Annotated in this window: 11 protein-coding genes; 4 read left to right on the top strand and 7 right to left on the bottom strand. The window is 70.9% G+C overall.

Going from position 1 to position 15503, the window contains the following annotated elements:
* The first annotated feature begins 76 nt into the window (after nucleotides 1-76).
* The 3 genes from ACIN94_RS29240 to ACIN94_RS29230 are packed head-to-tail and all read left to right on the top strand — an operon-like array spanning nucleotide 77 to nucleotide 3722.
* Nucleotides 77-625 carry a 2Fe-2S iron-sulfur cluster-binding protein gene (locus ACIN94_RS29240; protein WP_400712876.1) on the top strand — a complete coding sequence of 183 codons (549 nt, stop codon included), beginning with the start codon at nucleotides 77-79 and terminating at the stop codon, nucleotides 623-625.
* Nucleotides 622-1608 carry an FAD binding domain-containing protein gene (locus ACIN94_RS29235; protein WP_400712873.1) on the top strand — a complete coding sequence of 329 codons (987 nt, stop codon included), beginning with the start codon at nucleotides 622-624 and terminating at the stop codon, nucleotides 1606-1608. The genes ACIN94_RS29240 and ACIN94_RS29235 overlap by 4 nt, the downstream gene beginning before the upstream one ends.
* Nucleotides 1605-3722, top strand: coding sequence for a xanthine dehydrogenase family protein molybdopterin-binding subunit (locus tag ACIN94_RS29230; RefSeq protein ID WP_400712870.1), 2118 nt, complete (start codon nucleotides 1605-1607; stop codon nucleotides 3720-3722). Before ACIN94_RS29235 ends, ACIN94_RS29230 begins: the two co-directional genes overlap by 4 nt.
* A gap of 93 nt (nucleotides 3723-3815) precedes the next feature.
* Here ACIN94_RS29230 and fdhA read toward each other — a convergent pair whose 3' ends face one another.
* The 7 genes from fdhA to ACIN94_RS29195 form a co-directional block, all read right to left on the bottom strand.
* Nucleotides 3816-5039, bottom strand: coding sequence for a formaldehyde dehydrogenase, glutathione-independent (gene fdhA / locus ACIN94_RS29225; protein ID WP_400712867.1), 1224 nt, complete (start codon nucleotides 5037-5039; stop codon nucleotides 3816-3818).
* Nucleotides 5040-5163: 124 nt separating this feature from the next.
* The gene (locus tag ACIN94_RS29220; protein ID WP_400712864.1) at nucleotides 5164-7050 is read right to left on the bottom strand and encodes a SelB C-terminal domain-containing protein; all 1887 of its coding nucleotides are present in this window, start codon (nucleotides 7048-7050) and stop codon (nucleotides 5164-5166) included.
* Nucleotides 7050-8339, bottom strand: a complete 1290-nt coding sequence (gene selA, locus ACIN94_RS29215; RefSeq protein WP_400712861.1) for an L-seryl-tRNA(Sec) selenium transferase — start codon at nucleotides 8337-8339, stop codon at nucleotides 7050-7052. Before selA ends, ACIN94_RS29220 begins: the two co-directional genes overlap by 1 nt.
* 173 nt (nucleotides 8340-8512) lie before the next feature.
* Nucleotides 8513-9772: an MFS transporter gene (locus tag ACIN94_RS29210; protein WP_400712858.1), complete on the bottom strand. Its 1260-nt coding sequence runs from the start codon at nucleotides 9770-9772 to the stop codon at nucleotides 8513-8515.
* A gap of 332 nt (nucleotides 9773-10104) precedes the next feature.
* Entirely contained in the window at nucleotides 10105-13104 is a 3000-nt protein-coding gene (locus tag ACIN94_RS29205) for a BTAD domain-containing putative transcriptional regulator (RefSeq protein ID WP_400712855.1), read from the bottom strand.
* A gap of 176 nt (nucleotides 13105-13280) precedes the next feature.
* The gene (gene atpB, locus ACIN94_RS29200; RefSeq protein ID WP_400712852.1) at nucleotides 13281-14054 is read right to left on the bottom strand and encodes a F0F1 ATP synthase subunit A; all 774 of its coding nucleotides are present in this window, start codon (nucleotides 14052-14054) and stop codon (nucleotides 13281-13283) included.
* A gap of 361 nt (nucleotides 14055-14415) precedes the next feature.
* The gene (locus ACIN94_RS29195) at nucleotides 14416-15234 is read right to left on the bottom strand and encodes an SDR family oxidoreductase (RefSeq protein WP_400712849.1); all 819 of its coding nucleotides are present in this window, start codon (nucleotides 15232-15234) and stop codon (nucleotides 14416-14418) included.
* A gap of 126 nt (nucleotides 15235-15360) precedes the next feature.
* Here ACIN94_RS29195 and ACIN94_RS29190 point away from each other — a divergent pair, with 126 nt between their 5' ends.
* Nucleotides 15361-15495: a hypothetical protein gene (locus ACIN94_RS29190; RefSeq protein WP_400712846.1), complete on the top strand. Its 135-nt coding sequence runs from the start codon at nucleotides 15361-15363 to the stop codon at nucleotides 15493-15495.
* Nucleotides 15496-15503 lie beyond the last annotated feature (8 nt).

Below are 15503 nucleotides of genomic sequence, written 5' to 3'. Positions count from 1 at the left end.
TGCCCGGCGGCGAAAGTCAAACGTCCGTTGACGGGCACGGGGAAATGCGTAACGGACATCCGGGTAGAGAAGCGCCATGAATGACGAAGCCGATACGGCACCATGGGATGCCTCGACTCCGGTCACCATGGACATCCGGCTGTCGGTCAACCGGACCGGGTACCCGCTCACCGTGGACACGCGGGAGACGCTCCTTGACACCCTGCGCGAGCAGCTCGACCTCATCGGGGCGAAGAAGGGCTGCGACCACGGGCAGTGCGGGGCCTGCACGGTGCTGGTGGACGGACGACGGATGAAGTCCTGCCTGGCACTGACGGTGACCCTCGACGACCGGGAGATCACCACGGTCGAAGGGCTCGCCGACGGCACCATCCCGCATCCGCTGCAGACGGCGTTCATCGAACACGACGCCTTCCAGTGCGGCTACTGCACGCCGGGGCAGCTCTGCTCGGCGGTCGGAATGCTGGCCGAGGCCGCCGCGGGGTGGCCCAGCGTGGTCACCCCGGATGTGAGCACCTCACCGCGCCTCGACGACCACGAGATCCGGGAGCGGATGAGCGGCAACCTGTGCCGTTGCGGAGCCTACGTCAACATCGTCGCCGCCATCGGAGAGGTGGCACCGTGAAGCCCTTCACCTATCGGCGGGCAACGGACGCGCGGGCGGCGGTGGCCGCGCTTGACGAGCGGCCCAACGCCATGTACCTAGGCGGCGGCACGAACCTGGTGGACCTGATGCGGCTGGGCGTCGTCTCACCCGAGGCTCTGGTGGACGTCACCCGGGTCGCCTCCGACACGGTCGAGGACACCGCGGGCGGTGGCCTGCTGATCGGCGCGGGCGTGCGCAACAGCGACCTGGCGGCGCACCCGGCCGTGCGGCGGCGATACCCGATGCTCGCCGAGGCCGTACTGTCCGGTGCGTCCGGTCAGATCCGCAACATGGCCACGGTCGGCGGCAACCTGCTGCAGCGCACCCGCTGCCCCTACTTCCAGGATGTCACCAAGCCGTGCAACAAGCGGCGGCCCGGCTCGGGCTGCCCCGCCATCGAGGGCGACCACCGTAATCTGGCGGTCATCGGCCACTCCGCCGCCTGCGTGGCCACCCACCCCTCGGACATGGCCGTGGCGCTGGCCGCGCTCGGCACGGCCGTGCATGTGGAGGGGCGGCGGGGGACGCGTCAGGTGCGGATACCCGGGCTGCACCGGCTACCGGGTGACGAGCCGGACCGCGACACCGTGCTGGAGCCGGGCGATCTGATCACCGCGGTGGAGCTGCCCGCGCTGCCGTTCGCCACCCGGTCGCGGTACCGCAAGGTGCGAGACCGTGCCTCGTTCGCGTTCGCCGTGGTGTCGGTGGCGGCGGCGCTGGACGTGACCGACGGCGTGGTCCGGGACTGCCGGATCGCCTTCGGCGGGATCGCGCACGCGCCCTGGCGGGCGGAGCTCGCCGAGGAGGCGCTGCGCGGGGCTCCCGCCACCGCGGCGGAGTTCACCCGTGCGGCGGACGCCGAGCTCACCCGGGCGCGTCCGCTGCCGGAGAACGGCTTCAAGGTGCCGCTCGCCCGGAACGTGCTGGTCCGTACCCTCACCGATCTCGTGGAGACACCATGACCACCACGACCCCGCGGTCCGTCGGCTCGGCGATGAGCCGGGTCGAAGGCCTGGACAAGGTCACCGGCCGCGCCCGGTACGCCTCCGAGTACACCCCGCGGGATCTGGTCCACGCGGCACCGGTGCAGTCCACCGTCGCCCGCGGCGAGATCCGCGCCGTCGACATCGACGGCGCGCTCAAGTGTCCCGGCGTGATCGCCGCCATCTGGTACGGCAACGCCCCCAGGCTGGCCCCCACCGACGACCCCGAACTGGCCGTGCTCCAGTCCCCGCGGGTGGCCTACCGCGGCCAGTACGTCGCGGTCGTGATGGCCGAGACGCTCCAGGACGCCAGGGAGGCGGCCAGCCGGGTCAGGGTGGAGTACGCGGCTGAGCGGCACGACGTCGAACTGCGCGCCGATCATCCAGGACTGTACCGGCCGGACCAGGTCAATCCGGACCTCCCCGCCGATGTCGAGCAGGGCGATCCGGACGCCGCCCTCGCCTCCGCCCCGGTCGTGGTGGACGCCACCTACACCACGCCGGCCGAGCACAACAACCCGATGGAGCCGCACGCCACGGTCGCCGAATGGGACGCCGACGGGCTCACGCTCCACGACTCCAACCAGGGCGCGTCGGCGGTCCGCGACACGCTCGCACCGCTGTTCGGCCTGCCGCCCGCCCACGTCCAGGTGATATCCCCGCACGTGGGCGGCGGCTTCGGCGCCAAGGGCACGCCCTGGTCGCCCACCGTGCTCGCGGCGCTCGCCGCCAAACAGGCCGGGCGTCCGGTCAAGCTCACGGTGACCAGGCAGCAGATGTTCGCGGTGACGGGCTACCGCACCCCGACGATCCAGCGGGTACGGCTCGGCGCGGACGCCGGTGGGCGGCTGACCGCGATCGTGCACGAGGCGTTCGAGCAGAGCTCCACGGTCCGGGAGTTCGCCGAGCAGACCACCACGCCCACCCGGATGATGTACGCCGCACCTGCCCGGCGCACCACCCACCGGCTGGTCCGGCTCGACGTCCCCACGCCCTCCTGGATGCGCGCGCCCGGCGAGGCTCCGGGGATGTTCGCGCTGGAGTCGGCGATGGATGAGCTGGCGATCGCCTGCGGGCTCGACCCGATCGAGCTGCGGATCCGCAACGAGCCGGACACCGACCCGGAGAGCGGGCTGCCGTTCAGCTCCCGCAACCTGGTGGCCTGCCTGCGCGAAGGCGCCCGGCGGTTCGGCTGGGCCGACCGGGATCCCACGCCGGGAGTCCGGCGCCGGGGCCGGCTGCTGGCCGGGACCGGGGTGGCGGCGTCCACCTATCCGGTCTACCGGCGCCCCTCCCAGGCGAGCGTCCGGGCAGAGCCGGACGGCTGGTTCACCGTACGGATCGCCGCCGCCGACATCGGCACCGGCGCCCGGACGGTGCTGACCCAGATCGCCGCCGACGCGCTCCGTACCCCGGTGAGCCGGGTCCGGGTGGAGATCGGCGACAGCGCGCTGCCCACCGCCTCGCTGGCCGGCGGGTCGATGGGGACCGCCTCGTGGGGCACGGCCGTGGTGCGGGCCTGCGAGGCGCTGGTGGACGAGCTCGATCGGCGGGGCGGCGACCTGCCCGCCGAGGGTGTCGAGGCGAGCGCCGACACGACGGAGGAGATCAGCGGGCAGCAGCGGTTCGCGCGCCACGCCTTCGGCGCGCAGTTCGCCGAGGTGGGCGTGGACACCGACACCGGGGAGACGCGCGTGCTGCGGCTGCTCGGGGTGTTCGCCGCGGGCCGGATCATCAATCCGGCGACCGCGCGCTCGCAGTTCATCGGTGGGATGACGATGGGCCTGTCCATGGCCCTGCTGGAGGAGAGCGTCCTGGATCGCGAGTTCGGCGACTACCTCAACCACGACTTCGCCCAGTATCACATCGCCACCTGCGCGGACGTGCCCGACATCCAGGCGTTCTGGGTCGAGGAGGACGATCCGCACCTCAACCCGATGGGGTCCAAGGGCATCGGTGAGATCGGCATCGTCGGCACCGCCGCGGCGGTCGCCAACGCGGTGCACCACGCCACCGGCGTCCGTGTCCGCGACCTGCCGATCCGCCTCGACAGGCTGGTGGGACAGGACATGTTTCACGGGTCTTCGCCATAGCGGGAATCCGCCGCTCGGGCACTCCGGTGCCGGGGCGCCCCATGCTCCCGGCGCGAGGGGCACGTGGCGACCCCGGCAAGGAGGAGGCGCCGGCTACTGGGCCGCCACCAGCATGCCGTGCGGGTCCAACACGTATTTGCGCGCGGCGCCCTTGTCGAACTCCTCGTATCCCCGAGGTGCCTGGTCGAGCGGGATCGGGGTGGCGTTGACCGCCTTGGCGATCTGCACCCGGTCGTTCAGGATCGCCGTCATCAGCCGGCGGTTGTACCGCATGACGGGACACTGGCCGGTAGCGAAGGAGAGCGACTTGGCCCAGCCGAGGCCGAGCCGGATGGACAGGGACCCCTGCTTCGCCGCCTCGTCCGCGGCGCCCGGGTCACCGGTCACGTACAGCCCCGGAATGCCGAGCGCGCCGCCCGCCCGGGTGAGGTCCATGAGCGAGTTGAGCACGGTGGCGGGCTGTTCCGTACCCGCCTGGGCGCCGTGGCCGCGGGCTTCGAACCCGACGGCGTCGACGCCGCAGTCCACCTCGGGCACGCCGAGGATCTGCTCGATCTGGTCCTTTGGCTCGCCCTGGGAGACGTCGACGGTCTCGCAGCCGAAGCTACGGGCCTGGGCGAGACGGTCCTCGTTCAGGTCACCGACGATGACCACGGCGGCCCCGAGCAGGAACGCCGAGACGGCCGCGGCGAGCCCGACCGGGCCGGCGCCCGCGATGTAGACGGTCGACCCCGGCTTCACTCCGGCGGTGACGCAGCCGTGGAAACCGGTCGGGAAGATGTCCGCGAGCATGGCCAGGTCGAGGATCTTCTCCATCGCCTGGTCCTTGTCCGGAAATTTCAGCAGATTCCAGTCGGCGTAGGGAACGAGCACGTACTCGGCCTGCCCCCCGGGCCAGCCGCCCATGTCGACGTAGCCGTAGGCAGAGCCGGGCCGGTCGGGGTTGACGTTCTCGCAGATGCCGGTCTTCCCTTCCTTGCAGTTGCGGCAGCGGCCACAGGCGATGTTGAAGGGGACCGACACCAGGTCACCCACCTTGGTGAACTCCACGTCGGAGCCGACCTCGACGACCTCGCCGGTGATCTCGTGACCGAGGACGAGCCCGCGGGGCGCGGTGGTGCGGCCGCGGACCATGTGCTGGTCGCTGCCGCAGATGTTGGTCGCGATGGCCTTGACGATCGCACCGTGCCGGACCTTGCGCCCTACGTTGGCCGAATTGACCCCGGGGCCGTCCTTGAGCTCGAACTCGGGGTAGGCGATGGCCTGAACCTCCACGCTGCCCGGCCCCTGGTAGGTAACGCCCTTGTTGTCAGGCATGACGCATTCCTTCCTCGCCAAAAGCGCCGAAAGCATCGAGCGACGGTCTTTCCCCAGGTCAAAGTACGTACCCGACGCTTCAGGAAGTAATCGGACGGTCCTTTACCGGGCGTACGGCATACCCCTAACCGGGTGACGGTACCCGGCACCGGCGGTGGACCCCGTCGACCCGCTCGGTGAGCCCTCGGTGATCAAGGTGTTCCAGCAGCGGCACCGCGACTCTGCGGCTGGTGTCCAGGGCCTGCCGGGCCTGGCTGACCGTGAACGGCTGCGGCAGCCGGGCGAGCGACGCCGCGGCCCGGACATCCGCGCCGGGCAGCAGCACGATCCCGTCGGCCACGCGCAGCAGGGCCCCCGTCCGTACGGCCGCCGCCAGCTCCCGGGGCCCCAGCCCCAGCTCGGCCAGCCGCCCGGCCTCCGGCGCCCGGAAGGGATGGGCGGCCAGCTCCGCGCCGAGCCGTTCGAGTGCCCGGGCCACCGGCGCGGGCAGGGCCGGCGGTCCGCTCACGATCCGCCCGTCGGCGACGGCGAGCGGGCGCCGCACGAGCGCCGCGACCAGCCGCCGGTCGGGCAGACCGAGCTCGTGGCGGGCCGCCTCCGCCGGCATGCCCGGCTCCAGCGGATGCTCGGCGGCGTACCGCCGCACCACCTGGGGAAGACGCTCCTCCAGCCCCGACCAGTAGGCCGGATCGGCATACCAGTCACCGCACACCGGCTCTCCCTCCGGGACACACCCCATGGCCGACAGCTCGCCGGCGCGCAGCAGAGGGTGAGCGCGGAGCAGGGAGGTCGCGTCCGGCCGGGCCGCCGCGAGCCGGCCCGCACGTTCCCGCGCCGCGCCCCGGCGGCGCAGCTCCGGCGGACGCAGGTCGAGCACGCTCGCCCCGGCGAGCACCCGCACCTCGGCGCGGTCCCGGCCAGGATCACGGAGCAGCAGCACGTCGCCCAGGTGCAGCGGGAGCGGCCTGGCCAGGCGGAGCCGTACGATCCGCCCGCCGAGCGGCCGCACCTCGCACACCACCGCCGCCGACCCGATGTGCGCGGTCAGCCGCCGCGGCAGGCCGCTTTCGCCCGGGTCTCCCGGCACTCGCGCCCAGGCGGCCCCCTCCCGTCCCGGCACATCGGCTCCGGCCGTTCCGGCGGCTCCGGCCCCGTCAAACTGTCCGGCAGCGCCGGCGGCCGCCACCACCCCGGTGGCTCCGACCGGGGTGAGCCGCACGTCGACCAGGTCGGTGAAGGTCCACGCTCCCGGTGTGACCAGGGCCCGGCCGCGTTCGGGAACGCCCTGCCCCCGCAGGTTGACCGCCACCCGGGCCACGCCGGTCACCGAGGTCAGCGGCTCCTTCAGGCTCTCCAACCCTCGGACCCGGACCGGCCCGCCGGGAAGCGCCAGCTCGTCCCCGACCGCGACCGTCCCCTCGGGCAGCGTCCCGGTCACCACCGTGCCGCTGCCCCGCACGCTGAACGCCCGGTCGACCCAGAGCCGGACCGGTGCCTTCGGATCGGGCACGGGCAGTGCGGCCACCAGCCGGTCCAGCGCCTCCCGCAGCCCGTCGAGCCCCTGCCCCGTACGGCCGCTCACCGCCAGTGTCTCGACCTCGCCCAGGCCGATCGCGGCCATCCGGGCCCGCGCCCGCCCGATCGCCGGCGCGGGGTCGGCCAGGTCGGCCCGGGTCACCACGAGCAGGCCGTGCCGTACCCCGAGGGCCTCCAGCGCGACCAGGTGCTCCTCGGACTGCGGCATCCAGCCCTCGTCGGCCGCCACCACGAACATGACGGCGGGCGCGGAACCGACCCCGGCCAGCATCGTGCCGAGGAACCGCTCGTGTCCGGGCACGTCGACGAAGGCCAGCCGCTCCCCCGAGGGCAGCGTCGTCCAGGCGTACCCGAGCTCGATCGTCAGCCCCCGCCGCCGTTCCTCCGCCAGCCGGTCCGGCTCCATCCCGGTGAGCGCCCGTACCAGCGTGGACTTGCCGTGGTCGACGTGGCCCGCCGTCGCGACGACGTGCATCAGACGTCCGCCTCCAGAACCGCCCGCATCACCTCGTCGTCCCAAACCGCGGGAAGGGTCCGCAGGTCGAGCAGGAGCCGGCCGCCCTCCACCCGGCCGACGACCGCGGTCGCGCCGGTCCGCAGCGGTACGGTGAACCGCTCGGGCAGGCTCACCGCCACGCTGGGCAGCGTCACGCCGGGCGCTCCCCCACCGCCCACGGTCGCCTCGCTCGGTACGGCCCTCGCGTCGATGCCGGCCCCGGCCAGCTTGTCGGCGAGCAGCTCGGCGCGCTCGCCCAGCACCGCCGGATCGGCGTGCAGCGCCTCGTGAAGGGGCGTGGCGGGCCCGCGCAGGGTGGCCTCCAGCGCGGCCAGGGTCAGCTTGTCCACCCGCAGGGCGCGGGCGAGCGGGTGCCGCCTGCACCGTTCGACCAGATCGCGCCGGCCGAGCAGCAGTCCCGCCTGTGGCCCGCCGAGCAGCTTGTCACCGCTGGCGGTGACCAGGTCGGCCCCCGCCTTGAGCATGCCCGCCGCGTCGGGCTCCTCGGGCAGCAGCGGCTCGCGCGCCAGCAGGCCGGAACCGATGTCGACCACGACCGGCACACCGAGGCCGCAGAGCTCCGCGGCCTCGACCGAGCCGGTGAAGCCCTCGACCCGGAAATTCGACGGGTGCACCTTGAGCACGAACCCGGTCTCCGGCCCGACGGCCGCCGCGTAGTCCGCGTAGGAGGTGCGGTTGGTGGTGCCCACCTCGCGCAACCTCGCGCCGGTGGAGACCAGCAGGTCGGGGATGCGGAACCCGTCCCCGATCTCCACCAGCTCTCCCCGGCTGACCACAATCTCCCGTCCGGCGGCGAGCGCGGTGGCCACCAGCACGAGCGCGGCGGCGTTGTTGTTGACCACGTGCACGTCCTCGGCGGCGGGCACCGCCTGCGCGAGCGCCTCCAGCGCACCCCGGCCGCGCCGGGCACGGGCACCGGTGACCAGGTCGAACTCCACGTCGGCGGAGCCCGCGACGGCCGCCGTCGCGGCGATCGCCGCCGCTGACAAGGGCGCCCTGCCGAGATTGGTGTGGAGCAGCACGCCGGTCATGTTGATTACCGGTCGCATGCTCGTGGCGTACAGCGGAAGCGCCGCCACCGCCGCGTCCGCGACCTCCTCGGGTCCGATCTCCCCCTGCCGCGCCCGCCGCTGGGCCTGTGCCACGGCGTCCTTGACGATCGTCCGCCCCAGCTTCCCCGCCGTCGCGACCAGGCGCGGATCGGCGAGCACGAGGTCGGTGCGCGGAACACGCCTCCGTGAGTCCATAGGTAAGAAAATAGAGTGAAGACGGACGGAGATCGAACACGCCGGGCCGGGAACCTCGCACACCGCGGTACACCTGGCCGGTGTCCGCCACCGCGCGGCTCATGGGCGGCGGTGATGCGCCGGCCGGGGCAGGACACGGTCCCGGCTCCGTCCACCGTCCAGGTCAGGGAGCACTACCTGACAGCCGGCCGTCTTCCGCTCGGGCGGGGGGCGGCGGTCTCGGACCGGACGCGGGCCCGGTGCCAGCCGAGAGCGGCCGGCGCGCCGACCACCAACCCGGCCGCCCCCGCGACGGCGAGGGCACCCGGCACTCCCAGTCGGGTGGCGAGCATTCCGCCCACGATCATGCCCAGCCCCTGCGCGGCCACCAACGCCGCCGACGCGAGACCGAGTACCTGGCCACGCCGCTCGGTAGGGACGATCCGGACGAACTCCGCGTTCGCGGTGACCTGGTAGGCCCCCAGCATTCCGACCAGAGCCCACAGTGCCAGCGACGCGACGGGGCCCGGCAGGAGCGGCGATACCAGCAGCGGGAGGCTTGCGGCGAGCGCGAGAGGTCCAAGCAACCGCAACCGGGCAGGGGCGGGAACGGATCGGGTGAAGAGGAAGACACCCAGCACGTTACCCACCGGGAGGGCGGCCATGAGCAGACCCACCATCGCGGTGTCCTGGCGGAGTTCGTCGGCGTACGGGGCGGCCAGGACCTCCGGGACGACATGGAAGCCGGCGAGCATGGCGAGGGCCAGCAGGCTCCGCAGCCGGCGGTCGGCGACCAGCAGACGCACTCCGGTCATCGGCCCGTCCCGCCGTACCTGACCGCCGGTGTCGCGGGCTCGGGTGGCGGGCCGGAAGCGGATCCCCCGGGACACGACCAGCGCAGCCAGCGCGAAGGCCGCGGCGTTGATGGCGAGTGATCCGGTCGTTCCCACCGCGGCCACCAGCACGCCCCCGGCCGCGAATCCGGCCAGGGTGACGATCTGGGAGGTGAGGTGCTGTATCGCGATACCGGCCTGGTACGCCTCAGAAGGAAGAATGTCGGGGGTAAGAGCCATCTGGGCGGCCACCGTGGGTGATTCGAGCAGCTGCGAGGCGAAGAGCAGCGCGCACAGCACCGGCAGCGGGATCCCCGGAACGGCGACCAGTGCGATCAGCGCGGCCCGGGTCAGCCCGCAGACGACGATCAGCCGCCGGCGCGGATAGCGGTCGGCGAGACCGCCCAGCAACGGTCCACCGATCAACGCCGGAAGCAGGGTGAGGGCGTAGACGAGCGCGGTCACCGCCGCCGAACCGGTGCGCTCGTAGGCGAGCACCGCCAGAGCCACCCGCCCCAGTTGGGTACCGGTCCGCACGACCGCCATGGCCGCCCACAGCGCCCGGAACTCGGCCACGGCGAATGCCTGCCGGAAGGCCCCACCCTTGCCATCGGCGTCCACCGCCGCCTCCTCTCTGTCGTCGTACGCGGCGGCCGGCGGGGCCTCGGGGACTCACCGCCGGCCACCATGTGAAGGCCGGGTCCACGGCCGGTCATGACAGGCTCTCCTGCCTGTCCGCCCCCGTAGAGCGGCCGCTACCACCTCGCCCGATCACCCCCATTCGAAAGGACGCATGGTCACCTCCTTCTCGGTCGGTCAACACCGGCCGGCTCACTCCACCGGGGCCAGGCCGCCTCTCCCCGGTGAAAAAGCCCAGTACTCGTGCGCGTGACCCGGTGGATCATCGGTAGTTATTTCTGTCAGCATGGGTTGATACGCGAGCTATACGTGATCTACACGCCTTGACCTCGCTCCAGGTCCCCGCGGGCTCTCCGGATCTCGGCACGGACCCGGGCCGCATCCTCGGCATCGCCCAGCTGCTCGCGGACCTCCGCCAGCAGCTCCATGGCCTTGGTCCGCAGCGAGGGGATGGCCATCTCGGCGATCAACGGGAGGACATGCTCGATCCTCTCCGCGGCCTCTCCGACGTCTCCAACGCGCAGTCGCGCTCTGGCGATCTCCATGCTGACCTTGCAGAGCACCGGCAGGACTTCACAGCGGATGACGTGCTCGGTCGCCAGGGCGAGCTGAGCCCGGGCCTCCTTATGGTCGCCGGCATCGAGGGCCACCCGCGCCAGGCCAAGTCGGGCGTAGGCGCCTCCCGAAGAGTCGCCCGCCTGCTCCACCGCCTGGGCGACCGGCAGAAACGCCGCCCGGGCCTCGTCCAGCCGCCCCAGCCTCCAGTAGGCCTCCCCGAGCCAGACCAACACGGCCAGCCGCTGCCAGTCGCCCCGGCCCCTCATCGCCACGGCGAGAGCCTCCTCCAGGTACGGCAGAGCCTCCCCGAGTCGACACTCGTCCATATGGATCTGGCCGATGGAACGCAGGGCCAGGGCCTCTCCGGCGTGATCTCCCACCGCCTGGAAGGACTCACGCAGCCATCGATAGCGCCGCAGAGCGGCGGCGTACTCGCCTCGCAGGCGTTCCAGGTTTCCCAGGTTGCGCCCGACGTCGGCCAGCCCGTACTCGTCCCCGAGCTCGACGAAGATCCGCTCAGCCTCCTGGAGCATGGACCCGCCCTCCTCCACGGCCCCGGAGAATATGCGCAGCTCACCGGAGGCCGCCATCACGATCGCCTCGGCACGTCTGTCGCCCGACTCCTGAGCCGCCTGACGGGCGATCGAGAGCATCGCCCGGTATTCGCCCGTGTAGGACTGGACGTCGTAGAGCCAGGTCCCCATCAGGGCGATCCGCCAGCACTCGCCGGAAAGACCCAGGGCTGAGGTCTGCCGCAGGATGCCGGAAAGAGTGGCCCGCTCAGCCTCAAGCCAGGCCACCGCGTTGCTCGCGGCACAGGTCAGGCTCGCCTGGTCGACCTCGACGGTCAGCTCCTCGGCGAGGCGGGCCCAGTAGTCGCGACCCCGGTTGGCACCTCGCGCCTCGGCGGCCAGCCGGAGCAGGTGCCGGGCGGCCAACGCGACCGTGGACACCGCGTCGGTGGCGGTCTCGTCCCCGGCCATCCGCTCCCGGCAGTAGGCGCGCACGAGATCATGCAGGCTGTACCGGATCTGACCGGTGCGATCGACGCCGGCGACCTGCACCAGGTGGATGTCCGTCAGGCTCTCCAGCATCTCCTCGGCATCGGCCCGATCCTCACCGCTGACCGCGACGGCCAGCCACGGCGTGACCTGGGGAACGTCGAGAAAGGCCAGCCGCCGCAGCAGTCGCCGCTCCGGCTCGCTCAGGCCCCGGTAGCTCAGGTCGAGACTGGCCCGGACGGCGAGCCCGGAATAGGAGAGCTCGTCCAGGCGGCGGTGCTCGTCGGCAAGGCGCGCGGCCAGTTCACCGATACCGCGATGTGGCCGCGCGGCGAGACGCGCTCCCGCGATGCGCAGTGCGAGCGGCAGTCCGCCGCAGAGCCGTGCCACCTCGCGGGTTTCGGCGTCCTCGCGGGCGATACGGTCCGCTCCGGCGATCCGGCTCACCAGCGTGACCGACTCCTCGCTGTCGAACGGACGCAGGCCGATCAGCTCCTGGACGCCCAGGCCGGCAAGCCGTCTGCGGCTGGTCACCAGAACGGCGCAGGTGGCCGCCCCGGGCAGCAGAGGCCGTAACTGGTCCTCATCCGTCGCGTTGTCGAGCACCACGAGCGCGCACCGGTCGGCGAGCAGGGTCCGGTAGAGCGCGGAGCGCTCGGCACAGCTCTCCGGGATCGCCCTGCCGTCGACGCCCAGCGCGCGCAGGAAACCGGCGAGCACCTCGCCGGGGTCCGCCGGCTGGTTGTCCGCGCCACGCAGGTCGACGAAGAGCTGGCAGTCCGGGTAGTACTCGCGGACCCGGTGCCCGACATGCACGGCAAAGGCGGTCTTCCCGACGCCCGGTGGGCCGGCGATCACACAGAGCCGCGGCACGGCTCCCGGCACACCGGTCAGGGCCCGCACTGCGGCGGCCAGTTCCTGACCTCGCCCGGTGAAGTCGGCGGTGTCCGCCGGAAGCTGGGCGGGGGCATCGGCCGGAGACACCCCGCGGGTGGCCGCCACGGCACGCGGCGCCGGGAGGTCCAGGGACGGATCGGCCCGCAGGATGGCCTGCTCCAGCTCGACCACCGCGTGGCCGGGGTCCAGACCGTGCTCCTCGACGAGTCTGCGGCGCAGCTCACGGGCGAGATCGAGGGCGTCGATCCGGCGCCCGCTCCGGTAGAGCGCCAGCATGAGCTGTGCGCGCAGCCGCTCTCGCAGCGGGTGGCCGCTCACCAGCCCCTGGAACTCGCTGATCACCGTACTGTGCCGTCCCAGGGCCAGTTCGGCGTCGATCAGTCTTTCGACACAGGCGAGTCGCTTCTCCTCGAGATGGGCCCGGACCGACTCGACATATGCCCCCGAGGCGTCACTCAACGCGGGGCCGTTCCAGAGTCCGAGACCTTGGCGGAGCGACTGGACGGCCTGCTCGGGATCCTGCTGCGACCGGGCCTGCCTCTCACAGGCCTCGAACAGGGCAAGGTCCAGCTCCTCGGTATCTGCCCGCAGCGTGTAGCCGCCCCGGACCGATCTCACCTCCTCGATGCCGAGGGCCCGCAGCTCGCTGCGGATCGCGTGGATCCCCGAGTAGATCTGGGAGCGGGCCGAGGACGGGGGCGCACCGTCCCAGAGGGCGTCGATCAGCGCCTCCAACGTGACGACCCGACCGGCGTTGAGTAGCAGGAAGCCGAGCAGCCCCCGCCGCTGGGACCGGCCCAGAGCGCTTGACCTGCCGTTCCGCTGCGCCCTGACCGGACCGAGAATGGTGAATGGCACGGCGTTTCCCTCCGCCCCGGAACCCCGACAGCCGACGGCACCACAGGTGCCACATTGATCACCATCTTGGCGGAACAACACCCGTGGCGAGCAGGGGCGTCGGGACCGGACCAAGGTATCGATCGGAGCGGTCGCCGGCCTGAGAACGTCCCCTTCAGGGAGAAGCCGGGGCCTCCTCAGTGCTCCGGGTTGAGCGAGGACCCGATGAAGAGGGCGGTGAGCAGCACGAAGAGGTAGGCCTGCAGGAACTGGATGAACATCTCGAATCCGGTCATCACGATGGCCATGACCACGCCGAGCACGCCGATCGGGACGCCCAGCAGGGTGGGCCGCTCAAACAGGAACCAGAAACCCACCGCGCTGAAGAACGCCAGGATCAGGTGCCCGGCGAACATGTTGGCGGCCAGCCGGAGCATGTGGGTGAACAGGGAGGTCACGAAGTTCTGCAGCAGCTCCAGTGGGATCAGCAGGATGTATGCGAGCTTGGGCAGGCCTCGGGGGATGAGGTTGCCGACATAACCCTTTGCTCCCTGGGCGCGGATGCCTACGTAGATCTTGATGACATAAACCGAGAGGGCGATCACCGCCGGGAAGGCCAGGAAGGAGGAGACAGGGAGCTGGACGAGCGGGATCACGCCCATCAGGTTCCAGATCCAGGACAGGAAAAAGATGCTGAGCAGCAGCCCCATCCAGCGATCGGCGTCCTTACCGAGAAAGGGCCTGGCCGCCTGGTCGCGGACGAAAACGTAGCCCATCTCCGCGACGTTCTGCAGACCACGCGGCACCAGCTTGGGCTTGGCGAACGCGGCCCACATCAGGGCGCAGATCAGAATGGCTCCCACCACGGCCATCACGATCGGTTTGGTCAGCCAGTACGGCGCGCCCGGCCAGAGCGGGGGAAAGTGGAACAGGTCAAGGCCCGGTGCCTGGAACTCGTCGGATGCCTTCACACGGCGGCTCCTTCGGGAGGGAGACTACCTTGTGAAAGATTTCACACAATCCCCGACCGGACCATTCCCCCGCAGGTCAATATCATGATCATGAGGGTTATGAGGACAACGCCGTTGCGTTTGGCATCGTGGACGGGCTGCAAGTCCGCGCTCGAAAACGTGATCCGGGGGCGTACACGCCCCCAGCTGTCTCGATCATCCGCGTGATGACAGACTTCTCCTGCAACGGGACCCCTGTGCTTGATCGACTTTCTTCGCCGATCGTTGATCTACAGGTGTCCCGTTGCCTCGTTCAACCTCTCTTGGCCGACGGCTTCCCAGCTAAACGCAACAGCATCGTCTTCTAGACCAACACTGACCGTCACCCTAGAAACTGCCGTGCGCCACGCAGTTTGGTCCGAAGCCGCCGCTGCGTCATGGCGCATTCCAAGCGCACATCTATCGGGCCGGGCAAGTCGGTGTCCGCTCGCCGCCCAGAAGACAAGAGTCCAACATCGAGACCGTCGCGTTGGGCGATGAGCAGCCCGAGCTCGTATCGGCTCACGGCATCGGCTCCTGCGACGTGGTGGATACCGCAATACTCGGACGCGGCAAGTTCCAGGAGTGCCGCAGCAAGATCAACAACGTGGACGGGGCACCGCACATCGTCCGTGAACAGCGCTCCACTCGACCTGCGGGTGGTCAGTGAATGCACCAGGGCCTCGTGCGAGGAATCCCCGTCACCGATGATGAGCGATGTCCGGGCTATAACCGCAGTGGGCAAGATCGCGTTCACTGCCGTCTCGGCGGCTGCCTTCGCCGCACCGTACGGCGTGATCGGGTCCGGGACACATGTCTCGTCATAGCGAATGGCGGCACCAGAGAAAACCGCATCGCTCGACACATGAACCAGATGTCCGCCTACCAGGGAGGCGGCGAGAGCCATGTTCGCGGCACCAACCGCCGTAGTCGTCCAATCGGTCTGACGGAACGCGGCATTGACGACCAGCTCCGGGCGCAATGCGCTGATCAACACGCAAACATCCTCTTGTCGGCGCAGATCGAGCGGCAACCACTTGACGCCTGCAGTCTCGCCTGGGCGGGTCAGATAGGTCGCGGCAACTTCATACCCTCCCGCCAGGCATTGGCGAGCGAGCTCGCTGCCGAGAAAGCCAGTGCCACCGACGATGAGGGTTTTCATAGCCGGTCACCATAGTTGATCTATCTCCATGAGACGGCGACCGGTTTCCGTCCGAGATATGGTGCTCATACTCGTCGACATTTTGAAGCCAGTTGATCGTCAACTGGTGCCCGAACCGACACGCAGATGGTGCTGCTTCACGCTGGCAGAGCCATGCGCGCGGCTCTGCCGGAGCAAGGCATCCCGACGCTGAACTCCGACGTCATGGTGATGCGCAACGGCTACCCCACGCTGGCTCTTCCCGAGGGGCTTCTCGTGTAGTGCGACCC

The organism is Streptosporangium sp. NPDC087985, assembly GCF_044741965.1.
Lineage (GTDB): Bacteria > Actinomycetota > Actinomycetes > Streptosporangiales > Streptosporangiaceae > Streptosporangium.
The sequence above is the reverse complement of the archived record's forward strand: the minus strand, read 5'-3'. Positions and strand labels throughout refer to the sequence as shown.

Bases quoted from the DNA above. Each gene is read 5' to 3' on its own strand.
- ACIN94_RS29240 (WP_400712876.1), top strand. From the start codon at position 77: ATGAATGACGAAGCCGATACGGCACCATGGGATGCCTCGACTCCGGTC.
- ACIN94_RS29230 (WP_400712870.1), top strand. From the start codon at position 1,605: ATGACCACCACGACCCCGCGGTCCGTCGGCTCGGCGATGAGCCGGGTC.
- fdhA (WP_400712867.1), bottom strand. From the start codon at position 5,039: ATGCCTGACAACAAGGGCGTTACCTACCAGGGGCCGGGCAGCGTGGAG.
- ACIN94_RS29220 (WP_400712864.1), bottom strand. From the start codon at position 7,050: ATGCACGTCGTCGCGACGGCGGGCCACGTCGACCACGGCAAGTCCACG.
- selA (WP_400712861.1), bottom strand. From the start codon at position 8,339: ATGGACTCACGGAGGCGTGTTCCGCGCACCGACCTCGTGCTCGCCGAT.
- ACIN94_RS29195 (WP_400712849.1), bottom strand. From the start codon at position 15,234: ATGAAAACCCTCATCGTCGGTGGCACTGGCTTTCTCGGCAGCGAGCTC.
- ACIN94_RS29190 (WP_400712846.1), top strand. From the start codon at position 15,361: ATGGTGCTGCTTCACGCTGGCAGAGCCATGCGCGCGGCTCTGCCGGAG.